The sequence below is a fragment of the Ochrobactrum sp. WV_118_8 genome (assembly GCF_039631535.1).
In the GTDB taxonomy this organism is placed as follows: domain Bacteria; phylum Pseudomonadota; class Alphaproteobacteria; order Rhizobiales; family Rhizobiaceae; genus Brucella; species Brucella anthropi.
Genome location: NZ_JBDIUZ010000001.1, coordinates 2,049,569 through 2,069,933 on the forward strand (window position 1 = coordinate 2,049,569; position 20,365 = coordinate 2,069,933).

The window sequence follows — 20,365 nt, forward strand, 5'->3', positions numbered from 1 at the left end:
AGCCCCCGAAACGGAGGCTTCTTGGTTTCGATGTGATGCTCGTCTTACGCGGTCACACCCGCATATTCGAGAGCCTTCGATTCTAGCTGAGATTTCTGCTGTTTTGAAAGCTTCGTTATGATGCTAGCGAGAGCAACGAGATTTGGATTGCCTTCGTCGCGGCCCTTATTCATCAGCTCAGCGAGAGCGTCGTATTCGAATTTTGCGTCTTCGAAAAGCGCCGTCATTGCGCCCCAATTGCCGCCATTCTCTTTATAGAATTGACCAAAAGTGGCTACGATATCGTCAAAATATTCTTGTTTTACAGTCATCCAATATTCCTTTCGTGCTGACTATGAGAATAATGGTCACCGAAATTTTTATCGGCGGCAACCCAAAAATCACGTTTGTGCAAAAATAATTTAACACACTGATTTAGCGTGTTAATTTCGACATCTGACGATTCAGTTCGTGTGCAAAAGACTGCTGAGTAGCTTTCACGCGCAGAGCTTTAGTGATCTGTGCTTGAAACTGATATCGAGGTTTGTAACGCGCGTGATCTGCGACGGAGAGAAGCGGCTTCAGCTGTTCTGTCGGACGAACAGATATCACGCCGGGAAGACGCTTGCGAGCGGCCTTTGAACGCTTCGGTCGTTGCCAATATCCCTTGATTCCGCCGACTTCGCCGAAGAAGATTCCTGGCCGATTTCGTGACGCTCTGAAGTATGCAAATGGGCTGGTGTCTTCACCTTGCGCGCGAGCGGATTCTCTCTGGGATCTGAGGGACGCACGCTTGGATTTCTCTTCTCGATATTGCTTTGACAACTGTTTTGGGTAGCCCCACCTGATGTTGCCTGCTTTGTTTTTGCGAGCGCCAAAAACGAATAGGTCAAAAGGCCCTGAGCCTGCGTCGCCCGTTTTGCGAGTGCCGCCGTCGATCTGAAAACGGAGATAAGCTGCTTGAGCGGGCTGTATTCGAACCTCAGCAAACATCGTACTGAGATTTGAATTTGGCTTCGCTTTTGACAAGACGAAGCCGCGCTCCGTGAATGGAACGCTGCCGTCAAAAGCTTCTTTTACGTGATTTTTCAACGTTTTTTGGGCTTCGAAAGCCAAGCCATTCAGGAAGCCTGCTGCGGCCTTTGGGAATACAGATTTTTCGAGGTTGGTCAGGGATTTTTGTAATGCTTTTTCGTCGAATTGAAAATCCAGTCTCATGCTCAAATATCTCGACTTTAAAATATGTCCGCACAGTAAACCCTGAAAAACTGTGCGGACTTTGGTGCTACTACTACTACCAATAAACTAGACGGAAAGGAAACATCTAGTTTTTATATATTGCTTGCATGACATGTAAATTGCAAGAGAAAAATAAAATAATGACAAAAATTTATCTTCTCTCTTCTAGATAAGCTACTCTAATTCTTAAATCCTCAACGTAATCCTCTAATCCTCTTATTCTACTTTCAGAATCTCTGCATAAAGCTCTTAGTCCGCTACGGTTAGTGTCAATTCTGTTTTCTCCGTTAAATTCGTAAAAAACCAAGGGATTATATATTTCTTCTTTGTGTAATTTAATGGCGTCATACAAACTATTTACAAAATTACCTAGACCTCCGCTTCTAAAGTCATCTAAATTTTCCGTATTTCCAAATATAGTTTCGCTTAAAGATTCATTCAATCCGAATCCGAATTTTTTGACAAAATCTCTGCCGAATACTCTTCCGTACACGGACGGTACTGTAGTTGAATTGCCCATTTCATCATCTATATAATCGTCGAAAATCAGCCACCACAGGTTGTGAATAAATTTCACATGATTGTATCTGTGCGCGTACCCTGTTCCGTCACCGAAAATCGCGCGTGACATTGAAAAACCCACATCATCAAAATGATATTGGAGAGTTTCCCAAGGTTCGTAAATAGATCCGCTTATTTGGCTTCCTTCAATAGTCATTTTAGCTAGTCGACGGATCAAAAGATCAATTTCGGTAAGATTTTCACCTTCATCAAGCTCGTCGAACTTTTGCTCAAGATTATTTAAACGCGTTGCTATAACAGCAGAATGAGCAGATTTTTGCATATCTATTCTCCTTATTTGAGGAATAGCTTCCGCGTCGGCTCTGCAAGATTCTAGATTTATTTTCCTTTCTACGTCTCGAAGAGCATCACTAGAATCGCGTTGTAAAAAAGTGGAGTAATGGGGGGACTACTTATTTTTTATAATTTGCGAGACGCTTATGAAAACGTCCTTTTTCGACGAAATGCTGAATTTCCGGACGAGCAAGTAATGACATCCGACGACGCAGGACTTTGCTAGAAGCACCACGATCAAAGCCATCTGCATCTAGAATGTCCAAAACGCCACGAATAAGCGCATGAAGCGCAGGTCTGAGGGTTTCTATGCGCTCGGCATCTACATGCGCTAAAAGAGCAACGCATGCCTGCGCAATAGCCGTATCTACACGATCAGCCTCTGGCTCTCCGCTTTGCACGAGCTTATTGCGATACTTCGCTTGTCGCTGTGCCTTTGCAATACCTGCTGCACTCAAATTCACTGGACGCGGCATATTCAATCTCCTCTGTCTCTACGAGATGAGAATGAGATACGGCGTTGCAAGAAACTAACTGCCGTTAAATCAGCCGATGAAACTCGTGACGTGACAAACGTCAAGCGGCCGACACCGACGTGAGCATGCTCCGCTAAATCGCACTATCTACGACCGAAGAAAAAGGCTCTACCAGACCCGTGCGAAGCACCCCCGCGAAGCGGAACGGTACAGTCTCAAAAACAAACCGAAAATCGACATCGAAACTCTCTATTTAGAATCGTCAAAATCAGTGTTGACACTTTCGGTCTAAAACCGTTTGACGGCCTACGCTCGTCAACATTGTTTTTATGACAAGAATCCCAGATTGCGTTTAAATGACACGTCTCGAAAACGCGTCATATAGACGCCAAAAATGTTTAAATGACACGAATCCCAACCATGTCATCTAAACGATGTCACGACTAAATGACATGATCTGAAAACGTGTCATCTAAACGCTGATAAACGCAAAATATGTTTAAATGACACAACTCAAAAACGCGTCATCTAAATAATATGAAGGACTAAATGACACGATTCCAAAGTATGTCATCTAAACAAAATCGTCTATATGACACGTTTTCAAATCATGTCATTTAAACGTCTTGACTTATTTGCGCCGACGAAATCATACTCAATACATAAGCCCTGAGTAATACAAAAATGACTAGATTTATACAGCCTGAACCACGCGGTTCCATTTCAGAAGCAGTCTCTACGAGATCACTGACAAAGATAGCACCGGAAAGCCCGCGTCCGCTTGAAATGCTTGATGCCGTGGAAATAACCTCTGCTGACATCTTAACGGCCGATGACGCGGCTCTACATGAACTCCTGATATCTGCTGCTTATGAAGCCGATAAAGATATGGCCAGCGATTTCACGTCTCTGCCCGTCGCAACAGCCTTAAAATTTCTCGGAGATCACGCTCGCAGAGACGCTCTGAAGGTCTCCATGAGACGTTTGATGTCTACAACCGTATCTTACGGCACAAAGAAGACACGTCGCTTTGAAAACGTACCCCTCCTTTTCAGCTGGCTCGAAAGTACTGAAAAAGAAGACATCATCAGATACAGCCTACCTGAGCCAATCCGCATACTGATGCGCGAGATGCCCGCATATGCTTATCTCGAACTCGCGCCTATCAGCCAGATGAAATCTAAATATTCGGTACGCTTATATAGAGTGCTTGCCGCAGCGGCTGCTCGTGAAAAATGGACACCACATGGACAAAACAAGGTTATCGTATCAGCGAGCTTGGAAGACTTGTTTCAATGGACTGGATTTCCAGCTGATAAAGACGGAAGCATGAGCTTTGGTAAATTCCGTCAGCGTGTCCTGAGCGATTTAGACAAAGAGCTGGCAACAGTTAGACGCTTTGGACTGCGTGTTGAAGAAATCAGGAGAGAAGGCCGTGGTCGTCCGCTGGAACGTGTCGATTTCCATTTGAACCTCCGCGCACCATCTCATCACATGACGCGTGCAACTTTCGAACCTGGTGAACATAAGCAGCGCCATATAGGCGGCGTGGACGCTTCGGATTACCGCGTGAATTCAAATATCTGGATCAAAGCCCAAAACGAATTCTGGCGTATCCAGAAGCGCCCTCACGATGTTTACTTTTCGGCTTGGCAGGTAGCTCTTCAAGAAGCACTGGACAAGGCTCCAGTGTCACCGTGTTACACGACGCGCGAGTATCGCGGACAGCGTTTGCTCAACGCTATTGCAACGCTCGGAGCTGATGAAGCAGCATTCAAATTCTGCGCTGAAGAAGTCGCCAATCCTGACATTATTGAACAAAATTCTCCATCGTTGACTGTCGATCATGAAGACGCTGAGAGTGCCAGAAAAGCCCGAATAGAAGCATCAAAAAACGTTCAGACGTCGAACACTGCTTCTGTTAGTGAACGCAAGTCCCCGAAATCGGTCGTTCCGTTCACCAAGCCTGCAAATCTGGGCGTTCAGTCATCTCCTGAACAGGTGTCCTATATCGAAGAAGAGGCACTTGACATCGATATAAGCGACATCGACGTCGAGATGCTCAACGAGCTGATATCCAATGATGACGTGCCGGTGGCGAAAAAACAAAAAGTCGAAACCGTTGTTGAAGAGATAATCGAAGCCGAAATCGAGGAACCAGAAGACGATTTTGGCGTAGACGATATTGCTGCTGCATTTTTAGCAGAAATCGTAGCGGACGATGAAGAAGCACCGAAGAGCAAGCTGGACGGTGTCAAAGAGATAATATGGACAGCCGACCGCGAACTCGATGAAGAAGAAGTTAAGGATCAAGTCCTGCCAATCCTCGCTTCGTATTATTACGATGAATATGAGCACACGCACCGACCGAAGTTGACTATTAGATGGTGGAATAATGGAACGGTAGTTGAAACAACTTTCGGTAAGAAACCAGTTAATGAGCGGGATATAGAAGAAATTACAAAAAGACTTGATGACGAGCGCGTACTTGATGAAGAATTGCCAGAAGTGGAGTATGTAATATGAGCAATACTATAATTGATAACGGTATAGACGAACCATATACGATTACACATGAAGATGGCACAGACGTATACAGATATGTAAGTGACAACCGTGTTTTCTATAAAACGACGACTTATAAAGCTATAAAGGAAGTCGTAGAACAGCCTAAATATATCGTCGAAAAAGCGCTAGTTCTTGAGTACAATGTCGCTGTATTGAACGATTGGGCTGATCTACAGAAGCCATATATCAATAGAATTGTAAAAGAATTCTCTGAACTGCATTCGGCGACTGGCGACATATATGAAATCGTGTTTTCCAGTAAGAACAAGCAATTTCCATTTAAGTGCCCGACATCGATTCAAATCCCTGCAGACATCCGTCTCATCACGGAAATAGAGAGACATTTCAGGGAATTGCATGGAGAGGATTTTTCTGGTTGGACGCTCAAGCACAATCTCGATTGCATATCGACGGCTGCGGAACCTGAGAAATCCAAAAACGCCATCGACAAGAAAGACGTTCTTCGTCCGTCCGTAGATGTGAACACGGTGCCAGAGCATTTGCGCTTCATGTGCACCGCAGCTTTCAAAGACCAAGCCAAGCAGTTCTACGAGGCTTTAAACCGTATTTTTCCATCGTCTGATAGGTCTTGGGTTCGCAAATACTATGTAGAAAAGCTTGATACGTGGTCGCATATAGCTCGTGCAGATGACGCTATCGGCGGTTTGATAAAAAATGTGATGTCCGTCATCGCAGAACACCCTCATTTTCCAGCGTGGTGGCGCTCTTTCGGCGTTCATCTGACCAAGGGAAATCCGCAAGGAGCCATCGATAGCTGCCAGCGCATCCTCAATTACAACGGCGATAAGAAGGTTTTCATCGAAAAAGAAAGCGACCACGATTCAAGTACAATGAGCTATTAATGACTTGAAATAGGAATGAGATCCTAGTATACGACATTCATCAACGACATCGATGCCAGACCTTTTCCGGAATAGATGTCATTCCCGAGGCGTAAGCAAATGAGGTTCTTCTCGATACGAATAACTGCATGAACGGTAACAAGCCAAGTGCTTGTAATCATTGCATAAACGTATTCGAAAGGAACCTAACATGACTTACGTTCAAAAGTTCTATATGGCTGATACTCACTTCGGTCACGAAGCTATCATCGGACTTTGCAACAGACCTTTTAATTCAATTCGTGAAATGGACGATTATATGGTCGACGCGTGGAATTCCGCCGTTCGTCCGACAGACATCATTTACCATCTCGGCGATTTTTGCTTTGGAAGTGCTGCATATGCTAAGCATATTTTCCGTCGTCTGAACGGCAGAAAAATCCTTATACTCGGCAATCACGATGTCGACAGAAATGGGAACGCGCTCCAACATCTTTTAGATCTGTCTTGGGATCAGGAACCCACGCACGCACTTGTCACATCAGACAGCGGCGAACGCATTTTTTTGTCGCACTATGCTCATCGCGTGTGGCCATCCAGCAATCGCGGGTCTGTCCATTTCTACGGACATTCTCACGGCAAACTTGACGCCGTTGGCATGTCTCGTGACGTCGGCTGCGATCTTCCAGATGTCGCTTTTACCCCACGAACTTTCCAGCATCTTAAAGCCAGTCTTCCTGCCTTGACGACCTTCGCCACGGCCTGATTTTCGGCCGTAGCCATTATTCCAAGCACTACGCATACGCATGCCAGCTCCCTGATTTTTTCAGGTCGAGCGCTCAAACAAGGAGATAACCATGAACAACAAGGATAACGGAAAGCCGCGCTTCGGCGCTGAGGTCGCAAAAGAAATGGATGCAAAAGACCAGCATCACGACATTCTGGATGCGATCAATATCGATGACGAATTTAAATTTGATGATGACTATGAATCTGAAAATAAGCAGAGCAATTTCTTTGACCCCGTCATCGAAGATTTCAAAGCAGGACTTCTGTACGAAATCTTTTCTGAAAGTGTGCGCGCGCACTCAGATGAAGCACGTAAAAAATTCTTTGATGTAAATTCAGCCTGCATTTTTATTCTGCGCGCGTCCGAGAATGAAATCCATCTGTTTAACGCCGGAATCGAGGATGTGCTCGAAGGAAATTTTAAGCAGTGCTATCACGGGAATCGGCCTAATAAAACGACCACTCTGAATTTTGAAAATTATTCAGAGGTCTATCAAAAAAGCGCCACGGAACTTCTAAGTCATATCTTTGACTACACTCGCGTATTCATCTACGCAACGCCAGATCATGACGTTTACAGCGAAGTTCATAAGCTTTCCGACGCCGATATCGAGCTTAAACTCACGCCCGAAATTCTTGAGAAATCTATCAAAAAATACATTGATCCGAGTTTCTTTTTGCCGAAAGAGATCGGTCTTCAGCTAGTGAAGATTCCACTTTTCACGTTGATGAAAATCTTCTCAAAAGATCGGTCGACGGGTCAGAGCATCATGATGTCACGTACGTATCTAAACGTCGCTCTTTCCGACGGCAGCGCAAAAACTAAAGGCGACTATCGTCCAGAGAACGATGGCCCAACCCTCGATGATCTTCACGGACTTGGAGCCGCAGGCGAATGGGGACGCGACCTTGCAATCGATCTCGCAGATTGGAAGGCTGGCGAAATTTCATGGGCTGAAGTCGACAAAGGCATCCTTTTGCACGGCGCGCCAGGTACCGGAAAAACCACGTTTGCGTCAGCTCTTGCACGCACATGCGGCGTCGAAATTGTCATGACTTCATATGCTCAATGGCAATCAAAAGGGCACCTTGGCGACTATCTGAAAGCCATGCGTGCAAGCTTTGCTGAAGCCAAAAAGAAAGCTCCATGCATTCTATTTCTCGACGAATTCGATAGCGCGGGCGACCGAAATTCGGGATCTTCGGGAAATGAATCGTACGACAATAAAGCCATCAACGGGCTTCTCGAATGTCTCGACGGCTCTGAAGAACGTGAAGGGGTGGTTGTAATTGCGGCTACCAATCTTCCAAACAAAATTGACCCCGCACTTCGTCGTCCTGGTCGGCTCGATAAGGTAATCGAAATCCCGTTGCCTGATGCTGGAGCGCGTACAGGAATCCTGAATTATCATCTGAAAGGCGACCTCGACGGCGTCGATCTAGAAACTGTTGTTACACGCACTCAGGGCATGGCAGGCGCTTGGCTTGAGGCACTTGTTCGCAATGGACGTCGGTCAGCTCGACGCGCGCGTCGGGATCTGAAGCTAGAAGATTTGTTGGCAGCACTTCCAGCTCGCACGCCGATGCCTGCAGAAGCCTTAGCACGATCCGCAATTCACGAAGCCGGACACGCAATAATTGCAATTGAGTATGAGAAAGAGATCGATTACGCGGAAGTTTGCCGCGAGGTTTTGACAGATTCAGGTGAATTTAATGGCGGTTGCGTAGCAATCATCAGACCGCCATCTGAGATCTTTTTGCGAACGAAAAGCCAAGTTTTAACTATGGTTCGTCATCTGCTCGGCGGTCTCGCAGCTGAAGAGATTGTTTTTGGCGACAAAGGTGACGGCGGCTGGTCTGACTTGAAAGAAGCAACTTTCTGGTGTGCGCGCATGTGGCTATCTACCGGACAGCAGGATCAGCTTACTTTCCTTGCCGAAACGGAAATCGACCCTGTTTTGTCAACGCTCAGGAGCCGTCCAGACGTCCAGAAAAAGATCGAAGCGCTTCTTCAAGAGTGCATGTCGGAAGTAAAAACCATCATCGAAAAGCGCCGAGATGATGTTCGGAAACTGGCGAATGCACTTATCGAACGAGGTCGACTTTCTGGTGATGAAATCAATAAGATTCTGAAGCCAAAACCACGCCTTAGACTGCTCAAAAGCATGCAGAAACCCGAAGAATTCTTTGAATTTCCAGGGGCGTACTATGAGTGCGCATAACGGAAAATGACGATGGCTTTGCGTCGAGTGTGAAACAGAGGGCTGGGGCTGGAAGCCAGAAAAGTGTCCGACGTGCGGACGTACTGACAGCTGGTATATGAATAATGCCTGCATCGATGATCCGCGCACAATGTCGCAGATATTAGCGGATGACATAATTGGGCATCTGAAATTAAAAAATCATTTGCAATAATAAAGGGAGGCAATTGCCTCCCTTTTAATTTCCTGCTTTCATCTTTGCTCTAACTTTATAGTACGCTTCCAAGCAAAACTGCTCCCATTCACATAGAATTTTATATTTTATATCAAGATACTCATTTTTATCATACACGGATGTAGCTGTAGTATCTCGACCCTCGTTCGCGTGTGTGATCATCTTAATATCATTTTTAGTAAGTCGATTTCCATCAACAACAAATTTTGACAGACGTGGAGTCATGGTGGTTGTAAAAGCTTTTCTCAAGTGATGAGTAGACGGAGAAAAAGGCAATGGTTCGAGAATACCACCCTCACCTCTCAATTCCTCAATAACCGTCGAAACCGTGCGCTCGTTCATGTGTCCGTCCATTGAATCACCTTTTTTGTAAGCACGCTGTTGCGGAAAAAGGTAGTCATTATCCGATCTCGAAAGAGCCATCGCGGATTCAACCGCCGATTTTGCAGTCGGCGAAAGCGGAAGAGTACGCCATGCATCTACCTTGTCATCCAGCCGCCAGATCATCCCGTATTCTTCACTTTCGATAAAATCCGACTTTAGAGCTTCGAGCGGGGTTATCCGGCTGCGTAGCGACAATCAAGGTGAGATTCAGCGTCAATCAGGATGAGACTCGCGCCGGGGTGTGACGGAGAGAGGGCGTAGCCCGACCGTAGTCATATCCCGGCGCGGCGCAGATTTTCGACGTCTCATGATCGCGGTCGGTCCGATACATTTCAGGTTTTCTGGATTGGAGAACCAGTTTGTGCCGGGTCGTCATGTAACCGATCATCAGATGAGATTATTCATGAAGTATCGACAAATGCATTCAGTAGAGGTCGCCGCTGCAAAAGCGTCGATCAGCCGGGCCACGGCCTATCGTCTCGATAAGGAGACGCAACTTCCATCCCAAAGCAAAGCACCACGCGGGCGTCGTCGTCCTGATCCGCTTGAGCCGATATTCGATACGGAAGTTGTTCCGCTCCTCAAAGCAGCACCGGGCATCCGCGCCGTGGCCGTTTTCAACGAGATGCTACGGCGGCATCCAGAACTGCCCGAAGGTATCCGCCGCACGCTCGAGCGTCGCATCCGGTCCTGGCGTGCTGTTCACGGTGAGGCCCAGGAGGTCATCTTCCGCCAGACGCATGAACCTGGTCGGCTGGGCCTTTCGGATTTTACTGACATGAGCAGCCTCGGCATCACAGTCGCCGGCCAGCCGCTCGATCATTTGTTTTATCACTTCCGGCTTGTCTGGTCTGGGTTCGAGCATGCTCATGTCATTCTCGGCGGCGAGAGCTTCGTTGCGCTGGCAGAAGGGTTGCAGAACGCCCTGTGGTCTGTGGGGGGCGCGCCCCTTTATCACCGCAGCGACAGTCTGTCGGCCGCCTTCCGCAACCTCGATGCCGATGCCAAGGTCGACCTGACAAATCGCTATGACGAACTGTGTGCCCATTATCGCATGACGCCGACGCGCAACAACAAGGGCATCGCACATGAGAACGGCTCGATCGAAAGCTCCCATGGCCATCTCAAGAATGCTGTTCGTGATGCCTTGCTGATGCGCGGTACCAGGGAATTCGCTGATCTCAGCTCTTACCGCGCCTTTGTCGACGAGATTGTCAGCCGGCGCAACGCCGCCCATGGCAAGCGTATCGATGCCGAGCGGTCCCATTTGCAGGCGCTGCCCGAGCGCCGGACCACGGACTTCGAAGAGGTTGTCGTGACGGTATCTCGCACCGGCGGCTTTACCTTGCGCAAGGTGTTCTACACCGTGCCGTCCCGCCTCATCGGGCATAGACTTCGGGTGCGCTTGTTCGACGATCGGCTTGATGTCTTTGTCGGGGGTACGCACCTGATGACGCTGCGCAGGGGACGTGGCCATGCCGACGGGCGGCATGATCAGGTCGTCAATTACCACCACATCATCCATTCCCTGCGCAAAAAGCCGATGGCGCTGCGTGGTCTCGTCTATCGTGACAAGCTCTTTCCACGGCAGGAATACCGCAGAGCCTACGAGACACTCATCGAGCATCTTCCCGACAAGCAGGCCTGCAAGATCACCGTCGAGCTTCTGGCGCTGGCGCATGATCGCGGCTGCGAGCGCGAACTTGCCGAAGAATTGGCCACGACACTCGATGCCGGAGATCTGCCCGATCTGGCTGCAATGCAAGCGCTCTTCGGTCCCGATCCAGCCAAATTGCCGACCGTCCATGTCCAACTCGCATCGCTTCATGGCTACGAGGCCTTGATCGGGACAGGAGAAGCAGCATGAAGAACGCTCATGTCATCGATGAAGCGCGGCTCGGCATCATGCTCAACGAACTCCGACTGCCGACAATCAAGACTCTATGGTCGCAATTTGCCGAACAGGCCGATCGAGAAGGATGGCCGGCCGCACGCTTCCTATCGGCCATCGCCGAGCACGAATTGGCCGAGCGTGCCCACCGCAGGATTGAAAGGCATCTCGCTGAGGCACACCTGCCACCTGGAAAGACCCTGGATAGCTTCGCTTTCGACGCCGTGCCCATGGTCTCAAAGGCCCAGGTCATGGCAATTACCGCTGGCGACAGTTGGCTCGCCAAAGGTGCCAATATCCTCATGTTCGGCCCACCCGGTGGAGGAAAGAGCCATCTCGCTGCCGCTATCGGCCTCGCACTTATCGAGAATGGATGGCGCGTGCTATTCACCCGAACAACCGACCTCGTGCAAAAGCTACAGGTCGCGCGCAGGGAACTGCAGCTCGAATCTGCTATCGCCAAACTCGACAAGTTCGACTTGCTCATCCTCGATGATCTCGCCTACGTCACCAAGGATCAGGCCGAAACGAGCGTGCTCTTCGAGCTGATATCGGCACGCTACGAGCACAGATCGGTCTTGATTACCGCAAACCAGCCATTTGGAGAGTGGAACCGGGTCTTCCCAGATCCTGCCATGACACTCGCAGCGGTCGACCGGCTTGTTCATCACGCTACGATCTTCGAGATGAATGTCGAAAGCTACCGGCGAAGAACGGCGCTGGAGGAAAAACGCCAACGCGGACGACCGGCATCTTTTGCGACAATCAAAACCTCGACGGTGATTGCCGCGGAGCGACAATCAGAAAGCGACGAAGAGCTTGCCAGCGACATTCAACGTGATAACTTCAACTCGACCGCGACATAAGAATCTCATCCAGATTGTCGCCCGCGTCTCATCCTGATCGCCGCGCTATATCCGGCGCTGTCCCGTGAAGAGCTGGATCATAAGTGATAAACGAGCGGCTGGATTTGTAGCAAATTCAAGTCCATAGATGAGGAGTCCAATCTCGTCTTGTATAAAAGTCCTCTCCTGCTCTGGAGATTTTTTTACTTTTTTAGCGCGCTCAAGGGCTTTCGTAAGTTGCGCAGCAGGCGATGTTTCTATGAGTGAATCAGGTTGATTTAGATACCAACTGAAGCAAGCTTTCAGTGCCGCCACAGTCAGATTTGCTTGTCGAACGAGTTCCCCCTGCCCCCGCTCGATGATATTTGAGCGCACTCTGACGAGGTCTTTTGTCGTGATAGAGGCCACGGGCACTCCGTGCAGTGGCTCAAAATCTCGTTCCAAAACGCTGCCAGACGTTGCGCCGAGAGCCGACTTATAGCCGCGCACAGTGTCTTTCTCTTTATGATCTGATGCCCAAGTGAGGTATGCATTCCTCACTTCTTCCCACGTTTTTCCAATTCCGTGAGAGACGGCAGCTTTATTCTTTGCAAGTGCGACATCCCGCTGTTCACGAAAAGCATCAAAAAGCTCCTGCGGATCTCTGCCCTCTTTAAGCAGCTGACGAGCTTCTACAACGAGCTGACGAAGCGCTGGGATATCTTCGGCCGCAAACATCTCAAAATGCGCAATTGTCCACTTTCCATCGCGCATGATCATCATCCAAGAAGCCTTCGTTTTGTAAGCTCTAAGTGACAATCCAGGTGACTGACTATCGCGAATATCCCCCGTCTGCCCTTTACGGAGCATAGTCTGGATTTTGCGGATTGAATTGCCGTCCAAATTTTCCGACGCCATGTGTGACCTTTTCTGCTGACAGCCTTCTTTTAATTTGTGACCTTGATATGGTCAATAAGGTCACGGCCAAAATAGTTTACAAATGTAGACGCCACCTGCATTAGATATATGGTTTATCAATATGATAGAAACACAATATGTTGACAAACGTAGCTATAGCTAAGAAGATTGTGACCTTACCAGCTGACTCTTAATCAGCGGGTCGTAGGTTCGATCCCTACATCACCCACCACTTTTTCTTCTGAAAACAACCGCTTCCGCTGATAACTGATCCCGATGGATCAGAAAAATTCTTCTTGCCCGAACGTGTATGTGTCTCAGTGCCTGCGGATGATTTTTCGCTTTGGGGAATACTTCAGCTCTGGTTTGCTCATACACTCCCAATACATTACCGATAATTAATTGGCATATTCATATGCGGTTCATCTAAAAAGACAGACATTACTCGCACGCCTTTTAGCGGCGCCCCTGTAAAGAGTAATGGAGTCAAATAGCCATGAAATCGAAGACCGCATTTATCGCTGTAATTGCAACATCTTTGCTTGCTGTACCCGCACTGGCACAAGAAAATAGCAGTGCAAATACTGATAAACCGGCAGCAGAGACGACCGTTGCCCCAAACAAGGACATGAAGGGCAAGCGTGGCCCCGTCGATCTTGAGAAATTCTCACGCATGGATGACCTCAAGGCCGCCGATACCGATGGCGACGGCGTACTTTCTCGCGCCGAAATCGAAGCACTGGCACTCAAGCGCATCGTGAGCCGGGCAGCTGACCGCATGGAGCGTCGCCTCGACGTCAATGGTGATGGCAAGGTTACGCTTGCGGAAGTGGAAAATCAGCGCAAGAAGGAATTCGCTGCACTGGATCGAAATGAGGATGGCAAAATCGATCGCAGCGAAATGCGCGCCGCGAAGATGCATCACCAAGCCAGAGGCTCTCACCACAAAGGTCCACATCATATGGGCAACCACAAAGGTGGTGAGCACAAAGGCCCGATGAAGGATCAGGCAGAGAAGCCACAGGAATAAAGCTGAAATAAAAAAACCCGGGCTCAATGCCCGGGTTTATCATACGCCGATGTCAATTTCACCGTTCAAGAGCGGATGACACCCTTCTTGAAAATGATATTGCCATAAAGCCGCTTCTCACCGGTCCGAATGATCGCGAACGCATCGCGAGCGCGGTGATAAAAGGCAAATCTTTCAACTGGATCGACGGAAATCTTTCGCCCCTCAGCCTTTTCTATGACCGATTCAAATTCCTTGAAAATCGCCGGCGTTTCATTGGGCGCCTGCATGACGGCGGCTGGCTTGTCGACAAAATCGTCCAAAGGCAACAGCGACAACACAGCCTCGGCCATATCCGTTGCAGTGATCCCCGGAAAGTCCAGCACGTGGACACCAGAGGACTGCGCCGGATAATTGGCATCAACAATCACGAGATCGTCTCCGTGCCCCATATCGGCAAGAACCTCGAGCAGCGAGCCGGTCAGCAATGGATTGATGTTCTTCAACATAAGACGTGAGTTCCTATAAAAATTCTGTCGCCTCACACTAAACAACTCGCTTTCAGAATCGCAAGGTCCAAGTGTTGGAAGTTGACCGGTCTTATCTCGTGGTCGGGTCCAGCTTGTCGCGTAGCCAATCACCCACAAAGCTGATCGACAGCGTCGTGAACATGATCACAAATGACGGCGCGAGCATGATCCACGGTGCGCGAGTGAGATATTCGCGACCATAACCAACCATATTACCAAGGCTGGTCATCGGCGGCTGCACGCCGAGGCCCAGAAACGAGAGGCTGCTTTCAAGGAGAATAATCTCCGGGAATGTCAGCGTCATCGAGACGATTAGCGTTGAAGCAATGTTCGGGAGGATGTGTTTGAGATACACTCGCGACGGCGTAGCGCCGAGCTGGGTAACCGCTGCTGCATAACCCTGTGCATTCGCTGAGACAGCCAGCCCACGCGCGATACGGGCATAACGTTCCCAGCCGTAGAAGCCCATCAGGCAGGTCAGCAAAAGAAGCGAGCTTCCGAAAAATGCCAGCACGGCAAGAGACAAAATCAGGAATGGCAACGCCGCCTGAAAATCAGCCAGCATGACCACAACCTGCTCCACCGCGCCTCGAAAATAAGCTGCGAGAAAACCGAGTGTCGTCCCGAACACCGCTGAAATGATCGTCGCACCAAACGCGATGAGCAGCGAAATGCGAATGGATTCGATGAGGCGTGAAAGCACGTCACGTCCCAGCTCATCGGTACCCAGCCAATGCTGTGCGTTCCCCGGCAGTGCGAGGCGGTTTTTCAAGTCAAAGGCTGTGATGTTGTAGGGTTTTATCCAGTCCGCAGTCAGCGCAATCAGGATCATTGCGGCGATCCAGATAAAGCCGATGATAACCATCAGCGGAATGCTTTTACGGCTCTTTTTCGGTTGCGTGGAAACAGTGGCAGTATTGGCGGTCATATCCGTCATCGGTTCAGCCTCACGCCTTGCCCTGCGCCTGACGCAGACGCGGATCGAGATAACCATAGAGAAGATCAACAATGAAATTGGAGATCACCATCGTCGCGGCCACGAGAAGCAATATGCATTGCACGATAGCAAGATCGCGATTGGCTACCGAAACCACGAGCAGTCTGCCCACGCCTGGCCAGGAAAAGAGCGATTCAACCACCACCGCACCTGCAATCAGCGATCCGACCATAAATCCGACGATAGTGACAATCGGAATGGCCGCGTTAGGCAGTGCATGACGCCAGACAACATTTCGCCAGGACACACCTTTGGCGCTCGCCGTGCGAATATAGGGCTGCCCCAGAATCTCGATCATTGCGCTGCGGGAGAACCGCGCCAGAATGGCCGCGCCGCCGAGCCCCATGGTGATTATGGGTAGAATGGCATGCATCCAGCTGTCCTGCCCGCCCGAGGGCAACCAGCCCAACGAAACCGAGAACACCAGCACGAGCAACAAGCCAAGTACAAAACTCGGTAAAGTGAAGCCGATGACGGCAGTAGCCATGACAGCCCGGTCTATGAAGCTGTTGCGATGCAACGCAGCATAAATTCCGGCCGGAATGCCAAGCCCAAGTTTGATCAACAATGCCGGTATCGTAAGTTGAAGCGTCGCGGGAATGCGCTCGGTCACCAGTGCGATTGCAGATTGGCCATCGCGCATCGATATCCCAAGATCGCCGCGCGCAATAGCGCCGAAATAGCGCAAGTATTGCTGCCAGAGCGGATCATCGAGCCCCCAGTTCTTCCGGAAGGCAGCTATCGCTTCCGGTGGCGCGTCCGGTCCCATGATGATCTGGGCCGGATCACCGGACATACGCAAAACGACGAAAGCGAATGTCACCACAAGAAGAATGGTCACAAATGCGCGAACCCCGCGAACCATCAAAAATCTAAGCATGAATATTGTCCGTCTGCAGGCTTCCTGCAAAATGGCAGGCCACTTTGCGTCCCGCTGGCATGTCGAGAAGTTCAGGTGTCTCGCTGCTGCAGCGCGGAGCCGCGAAACGGCAGCGGGGGTGAAACGCACAGCCATTAGGTCGCGCGGCAGGGTTCGGCGGCTCTCCCTGCAGGATGATGCGATCACTGAGAGGAGTTCCAGCGACAGGGACACTGGACACCAGCGCCTGCGTGTAGGGGTGAAGCGGTTTGGCAAAAATCTCGTCCGAGGACGCCTCTTCGACGATCCGGCCCAGATACATGACCGCAACACGATCCGAAATATTGCGTACCACCTTCAGATCATGGCTGATGAAAACCATGGCGATGCCTTCGCGTTCCTGCAAATCGCGCAAAAGATTCACAACCTGCGCCTGAATGGAAACATCCAGCGCCGATACAGGTTCGTCGCAAACAATGAGTTGCGGCTTGCATGCGATGGCGCGTGCAATGACGACACGCTGGCGCTGCCCGCCTGAAAGCTCATGCGAATAGCGCGAAGCCTGATCGGGACGAAGGCCGACCGCTCGCATCAGCTCTGCAACACGCGCTTTCTGCTCAGCAGCGATTCCAATTCCGTGAATCTCCAGTGGCTCAGCAATCTGACGGCCAATCGGCAACCGTCGGTCCAAAGCTGCCAGAGGGTCCTGATAGACAAGCTGCATACGCGCCCGCAAAGCGCGCCAGCTGGCGGTTTTCTGGCGAGGTAGGGCTGAACCTTCAAACGTCACCTCTCCCTCGCTGGGATCTTCCAGACCGAGAAGCAGCCGCCCGGTCGTGGATTTACCCGAACCGGACTCGCCAACAATGCCCAGTGTTGTCGCCGGAGCGACCGATATGGAAAGCCCGTCGACCGCGCGCACCGCGACCGGTTTTGCGAACGGACCTTTGCGCGATGTGTAGGTTTTGACAAGGTCGCGAGCTTCGATGAGAGCGGCTGTCATTGTGCTATTGCCCTTGTGCTCGCCGGGGTTGAAATATGGCCGCCGATGGACGGCAGCAAATACGACGCGGCCGAATAGGGATGAAAACACGAGACCATGCGCCCCTCACCGGCATCGTCCTGCGGAACACCGAGTCTGGGGAGGCTTCGCGCGCAGAGATCATTCGCGCTCAAGCAGCGTGGCGAAAATGCGCAACCTTGCGGAAGCTTGCCCGGCTCAGGAACTGTGCCCTCAATGGGGATCAGACGATTGCGCCCGCTATCAAGGTTCGGAATGGAATCGAACAGGCCGTGCGTATAAGGATGGCGCGGAGCAGCAAAGAGTGCTTCGGTCCGGGCCTGTTCAACGATACGCCCGGCATACATGACGGAAACACGTTCGCAAATTTGCGACACTGCACCAAGATCATGGCTGATAAAGACCACAGCCATGCCGGTTTCCGCACGCAATGCAGCCAATAGATCAAGAATTTGAGCCTGAATCGTAGCATCAAGTGCTGTCGTGGGCTCATCCGCGATAAGGATATCAGGATTGCCCGCCAGCGCCATGGCAATCATCAAACGCTGGTTCTGGCCACCGGAAAATTCGTGCGGATAATTATCGATGCGGCGACGGGCATCGGGTATTCCCACCAGTTCCATCAATCGCAAAACTTCTGATCGGGCTGCAGGTCCTCTCAAATTGCGATGAAGCCGCACGGCCTCCTCAATCTGGCGCCCGACCCGAATAACCGGATTTAGGGAACTCGATGGATCCTGAAAGATCATCGCAACACGGCCACCCCGAACACCTTCGAGCGTGCTGCGCGATGCGGTCAGCAATTCTGTTCCTTCAAGGAGAACACTACCGGAGATCGACGCCTTTTTCGGCAAGAGACCGAGCGCTGCCAGCCAGGTGACAGACTTGCCGCAGCCGGACTCCCCGACTAATCCGACAGCTTCGCCTCGCTCAATCGAAAGGTCGATACCATGCAGAACCGGTACGCCATCAAAGGCCACTTTGAGATTGGAAATTTCGACCAGCGGCATCATGCAATCCTTCTGGTTCATTCACAGTCGCGGGGTTTGAAACCCCAAAGGAAAAGCGAGCCCGATTGAACCGGGCTCGCCTCTACAAATGGATCAGGCCCAGTTGTTTTTGCGGAAGTCCATCGCGAAAGCGGGCGCCGCCTTCCACTTCAATGACTTCGGCTTGGCGGTGAAAGTCGCGTTCTGGTGGAGGACGGTGTAGGCTGGATCTTCACGTTCGCAGATTTCCAGCATCCGCTTGAATGCTTCCTTGCGCTTGGCGTGATCCGTGCTCGTTTCCATAATGACGGAAAGCTTGTTCGCCTCCTCATTCGTCCATTCACCAACCTGTTGCTGCTGACCGTTCGGACCATGCTGGCTGACGATAGACGAAACCGGATCGTTGAACGGTGCGGAGTTGGACCAGTCGCGTACGGCACGCCCCGGGCTCTTCTCCAGAACCTGCTGCCAGTTTTCCTGCATCTGAATTTCGACGTTCAGCCCCACCTGGTTCCACATCTCCACAAGGATCTGCGCGGTTGGGGTCTGGTTCGTGTAGTAGTTGTTGAGCAGGCGGTAAGGGATGGCATCGCCCTTGTAACCGGCTTCCTTCAGAAGCTGCTTGGCGAGATCCGGGTTATATTCCGGAACACTCCAGCCCTGAACGAACATATCGCCATAGTAGTCCCACTGGAGACCAGCCGGAACGACCGTACGACCGGCCCACAACGAATCCACGATCGCCTGACGGTCGATCGCATGGGTAAATGCGCGACGCACCAACGGATTTTCCAGCTGCGGATGGAACTTGTCGAACACAGTTAGACGGTGGTTGAGGATCGTACCGCCCTGAACCTCGAAAGCGTCATTCTTTTCGATACCTTCGATCTGATCCGGTGGAATATCGCAGGCAAACTGATATTCGCCCGAGAGCAGACCATTGACGCGGGAGGCAACTTCCGGCACCTCGATGAAACGGATTTGCTTCAGCGGTGGGCGTCCACCCCAATATTCGTCGTGAGCTTCGAGCACCAACATGTTGTCCGGCTTGAACTCGACAACCTTGTAGGGCCCGGTGGTAACCGGCTTGCGCGCCCAGTCGAGATAGCTAGGCGACTCTTCCCAGCCACGACGACTCATAATCTGGCTGCCGTAACGGGAGATACGGCCTTCCATGGTGACGTCTGGCGTACCGTTCTTGAAGCGCACCGTGTATTTGTCGACAATTTCGACACCCAGCAAGGCTGGCCAGGAACGACGGGCCGTCGCTGGCACTTCAAGCGGCAGTTCCTTGCTTTCACGACCGAGCGGATTTTTCTCCGTGACGTAAATCGTCTTGCCTTCGGCTGGTTGCGTGTCGCCAAACATGCGCTCCTTGCCAAAAGTGAAGGCAACGTCTTCGGCGGTCATCTCATCGCCATTGTGGAACTTCACCCCCTGACGGAGCTTTAGCTCAACCGTCTTGTCATCGATGCGGGTCCATTCGGTCGCAAGACCAGGCACAGCCGAAAGACCGCCCAGCCAGTCGCGGTCGATCAACGCCTCCCAGATACTGGAAAAGAAAACGCGTTCGCCGACATTCGACTGTTCGCGAAGAACGTCGAGCGTGTTGCTGTTTGCCACCTTCTGCACAGCAATAGTGATCGATGGGCGATTGTCAGCCTGTGCGATTGCAAATCGCGGCAGGACGAGCGAACCGGCGGCACCGGCTGAAAGGCCAAGCATCCCGCGTCGGGTCAGATTGATCATTTGGTTGCTC

Annotated in this window: 19 protein-coding genes; 7 read left to right on the plus strand and 12 right to left on the minus strand. The window is 50.7% G+C overall.

From position 1 onward, the window contains the following. Positions 1-44: 44 nt before the first annotated feature. The 4 genes from ABDF71_RS10000 to ABDF71_RS10015 all read right to left on the minus strand — a co-directional run bounded on the left by ABDF71_RS10000 (position 45) and on the right by ABDF71_RS10015 (position 2,549). A complete protein-coding gene (locus ABDF71_RS10000) occupies positions 45-311 on the minus strand; it encodes a hypothetical protein (RefSeq protein WP_500061536.1) in 267 nt (88 codons plus the stop codon). A 103-nt stretch (positions 312-414) separates the two neighbouring features. Continuing rightward, positions 415-1,197: a hypothetical protein gene (locus tag ABDF71_RS10005; RefSeq protein WP_500061537.1), complete on the minus strand. Its 783-nt coding sequence runs from the start codon at positions 1,195-1,197 to the stop codon at positions 415-417. Positions 1,198-1,369: 172 nt separating this feature from the next. Further along, on the minus strand, positions 1,370-2,062 hold the full coding sequence (locus ABDF71_RS10010; RefSeq protein WP_500061538.1) for a hypothetical protein: 693 nt from the start codon (positions 2,060-2,062) through the stop codon (positions 1,370-1,372). A gap of 130 nt (positions 2,063-2,192) precedes the next feature. Next, positions 2,193-2,549 (minus strand): hypothetical protein, encoded by a 357-nt coding sequence (locus ABDF71_RS10015; RefSeq protein ID WP_500061539.1) that lies wholly within the window; start codon positions 2,547-2,549, stop codon positions 2,193-2,195. A gap of 684 nt (positions 2,550-3,233) precedes the next feature. On the opposite strand from ABDF71_RS10015, the gene ABDF71_RS10020 reads away from it, so the two are divergent. The 4 genes from ABDF71_RS10020 to ABDF71_RS10035 all read left to right on the plus strand — a co-directional run bounded on the left by ABDF71_RS10020 (position 3,234) and on the right by ABDF71_RS10035 (position 8,970). Next, the gene (locus ABDF71_RS10020) at positions 3,234-5,075 is read left to right on the plus strand and encodes a replication initiation protein (RefSeq protein WP_500061540.1); all 1,842 of its coding nucleotides are present in this window, start codon (positions 3,234-3,236) and stop codon (positions 5,073-5,075) included. Continuing rightward, positions 5,072-5,980 (plus strand): hypothetical protein, encoded by a 909-nt coding sequence (locus ABDF71_RS10025; protein ID WP_500061541.1) that lies wholly within the window; start codon positions 5,072-5,074, stop codon positions 5,978-5,980. Before ABDF71_RS10020 ends, ABDF71_RS10025 begins: the two co-directional genes overlap by 4 nt. A 190-nt stretch (positions 5,981-6,170) precedes the next feature. Beyond that, positions 6,171-6,725 (plus strand): hypothetical protein, encoded by a 555-nt coding sequence (locus tag ABDF71_RS10030; protein WP_500061542.1) that lies wholly within the window; start codon positions 6,171-6,173, stop codon positions 6,723-6,725. A gap of 91 nt (positions 6,726-6,816) precedes the next feature. Then, positions 6,817-8,970, plus strand: coding sequence for an AAA family ATPase (locus ABDF71_RS10035; RefSeq protein ID WP_500061543.1), 2,154 nt, complete (start codon positions 6,817-6,819; stop codon positions 8,968-8,970). Positions 8,971-9,187: 217 nt separating this feature from the next. Here the strand turns inward: ABDF71_RS10035 and ABDF71_RS10040 are convergent, their stop codons facing one another. Beyond that, entirely contained in the window at positions 9,188-9,763 is a 576-nt protein-coding gene (locus ABDF71_RS10040) for a hypothetical protein (protein ID WP_500061544.1), read from the minus strand. A 166-nt stretch (positions 9,764-9,929) separates the two neighbouring features. On the opposite strand from ABDF71_RS10040, the gene istA reads away from it, so the two are divergent. Both istA and istB read left to right on the plus strand, forming a co-directional pair. Beyond that, positions 9,930-11,435 carry an IS21 family transposase gene (istA, locus tag ABDF71_RS10045; protein ID WP_500060850.1) on the plus strand — a complete coding sequence of 502 codons (1,506 nt, stop codon included), beginning with the start codon at positions 9,930-9,932 and terminating at the stop codon, positions 11,433-11,435. Next, complete coding sequence (istB, locus tag ABDF71_RS10050; protein WP_500060852.1) at positions 11,432-12,325, plus strand: IS21-like element helper ATPase IstB; 894 nt, start codon at positions 11,432-11,434, stop codon at positions 12,323-12,325. The genes istA and istB overlap by 4 nt, the downstream gene beginning before the upstream one ends. Before the next feature lie 45 nt (positions 12,326-12,370). Here the strand turns inward: istB and ABDF71_RS10055 are convergent, their stop codons facing one another. Then, positions 12,371-13,201: a site-specific integrase gene (locus ABDF71_RS10055; RefSeq protein ID WP_500061545.1), complete on the minus strand. Its 831-nt coding sequence runs from the start codon at positions 13,199-13,201 to the stop codon at positions 12,371-12,373. Positions 13,202-13,697: 496 nt separating this feature from the next. On the opposite strand from ABDF71_RS10055, the gene ABDF71_RS10060 reads away from it, so the two are divergent. After that, on the plus strand, positions 13,698-14,231 hold the full coding sequence (locus ABDF71_RS10060; protein WP_437260027.1) for an EF-hand domain-containing protein: 534 nt from the start codon (positions 13,698-13,700) through the stop codon (positions 14,229-14,231). A 65-nt stretch (positions 14,232-14,296) separates the two neighbouring features. Here ABDF71_RS10060 and ABDF71_RS10065 read toward each other — a convergent pair whose 3' ends face one another. From ABDF71_RS10065 to ABDF71_RS10090, 6 genes are all read right to left on the minus strand, one after another. After that, positions 14,297-14,719 (minus strand): RbsD/FucU family protein, encoded by a 423-nt coding sequence (locus tag ABDF71_RS10065; RefSeq protein WP_010659810.1) that lies wholly within the window; start codon positions 14,717-14,719, stop codon positions 14,297-14,299. 91 nt (positions 14,720-14,810) lie between these two features. Then, positions 14,811-15,677 carry an ABC transporter permease gene (locus tag ABDF71_RS10070; RefSeq protein WP_010659809.1) on the minus strand — a complete coding sequence of 289 codons (867 nt, stop codon included), beginning with the start codon at positions 15,675-15,677 and terminating at the stop codon, positions 14,811-14,813. A 10-nt stretch (positions 15,678-15,687) separates the two neighbouring features. Next, the gene (locus ABDF71_RS10075; RefSeq protein ID WP_012091824.1) at positions 15,688-16,617 is read right to left on the minus strand and encodes an ABC transporter permease; all 930 of its coding nucleotides are present in this window, start codon (positions 16,615-16,617) and stop codon (positions 15,688-15,690) included. After that, the gene (locus tag ABDF71_RS10080; protein WP_500061546.1) at positions 16,610-17,599 is read right to left on the minus strand and encodes an ABC transporter ATP-binding protein; all 990 of its coding nucleotides are present in this window, start codon (positions 17,597-17,599) and stop codon (positions 16,610-16,612) included. The genes ABDF71_RS10075 and ABDF71_RS10080 overlap by 8 nt, the downstream gene beginning before the upstream one ends. Beyond that, positions 17,596-18,630 carry an ABC transporter ATP-binding protein gene (locus ABDF71_RS10085; protein ID WP_500061662.1) on the minus strand — a complete coding sequence of 345 codons (1,035 nt, stop codon included), beginning with the start codon at positions 18,628-18,630 and terminating at the stop codon, positions 17,596-17,598. The genes ABDF71_RS10080 and ABDF71_RS10085 overlap by 4 nt, the downstream gene beginning before the upstream one ends. A 90-nt stretch (positions 18,631-18,720) precedes the next feature. Further along, positions 18,721-20,355, minus strand: a complete 1,635-nt coding sequence (locus ABDF71_RS10090; RefSeq protein ID WP_151662981.1) for an ABC transporter substrate-binding protein — start codon at positions 20,353-20,355, stop codon at positions 18,721-18,723. Between the last annotated feature and the right edge of the window lie 10 nt (positions 20,356-20,365).

Excerpts from the sequence above, each read along its gene's own strand:
- ABDF71_RS10000 (WP_500061536.1), bottom strand. The coding sequence starts at position 311 with ATGACTGTAAAACAAGAATATTTTGACGATATCGTAGCCACTTTTGGT.
- ABDF71_RS10005 (WP_500061537.1), bottom strand. The coding sequence starts at position 1,197 with ATGAGACTGGATTTTCAATTCGACGAAAAAGCATTACAAAAATCCCTG.
- ABDF71_RS10010 (WP_500061538.1), bottom strand. The coding sequence starts at position 2,062 with ATGCAAAAATCTGCTCATTCTGCTGTTATAGCAACGCGTTTAAATAAT.
- ABDF71_RS10015 (WP_500061539.1), bottom strand. The coding sequence starts at position 2,549 with ATGCCGCGTCCAGTGAATTTGAGTGCAGCAGGTATTGCAAAGGCACAG.
- ABDF71_RS10020 (WP_500061540.1), top strand. The coding sequence starts at position 3,234 with ATGACTAGATTTATACAGCCTGAACCACGCGGTTCCATTTCAGAAGCA.
- ABDF71_RS10025 (WP_500061541.1), top strand. The coding sequence starts at position 5,072 with ATGAGCAATACTATAATTGATAACGGTATAGACGAACCATATACGATT.
- ABDF71_RS10030 (WP_500061542.1), top strand. The coding sequence starts at position 6,171 with ATGACTTACGTTCAAAAGTTCTATATGGCTGATACTCACTTCGGTCAC.
- ABDF71_RS10035 (WP_500061543.1), top strand. The coding sequence starts at position 6,817 with ATGAACAACAAGGATAACGGAAAGCCGCGCTTCGGCGCTGAGGTCGCA.
- istB (WP_500060852.1), top strand. The coding sequence starts at position 11,432 with ATGAAGAACGCTCATGTCATCGATGAAGCGCGGCTCGGCATCATGCTC.
- ABDF71_RS10055 (WP_500061545.1), bottom strand. The coding sequence starts at position 13,201 with ATGGCGTCGGAAAATTTGGACGGCAATTCAATCCGCAAAATCCAGACT.
- ABDF71_RS10060 (WP_437260027.1), top strand. The coding sequence starts at position 13,698 with ATGAAATCGAAGACCGCATTTATCGCTGTAATTGCAACATCTTTGCTT.
- ABDF71_RS10065 (WP_010659810.1), bottom strand. The coding sequence starts at position 14,719 with ATGTTGAAGAACATCAATCCATTGCTGACCGGCTCGCTGCTCGAGGTT.
- ABDF71_RS10070 (WP_010659809.1), bottom strand. The coding sequence starts at position 15,677 with ATGACGGATATGACCGCCAATACTGCCACTGTTTCCACGCAACCGAAA.
- ABDF71_RS10075 (WP_012091824.1), bottom strand. The coding sequence starts at position 16,617 with ATGCTTAGATTTTTGATGGTTCGCGGGGTTCGCGCATTTGTGACCATT.
- ABDF71_RS10080 (WP_500061546.1), bottom strand. The coding sequence starts at position 17,599 with ATGACAGCCGCTCTCATCGAAGCTCGCGACCTTGTCAAAACCTACACA.
- ABDF71_RS10085 (WP_500061662.1), bottom strand. The coding sequence starts at position 18,630 with ATGATGCCGCTGGTCGAAATTTCCAATCTCAAAGTGGCCTTTGATGGC.
- ABDF71_RS10090 (WP_151662981.1), bottom strand. The coding sequence starts at position 20,355 with ATGATCAATCTGACCCGACGCGGGATGCTTGGCCTTTCAGCCGGTGCC.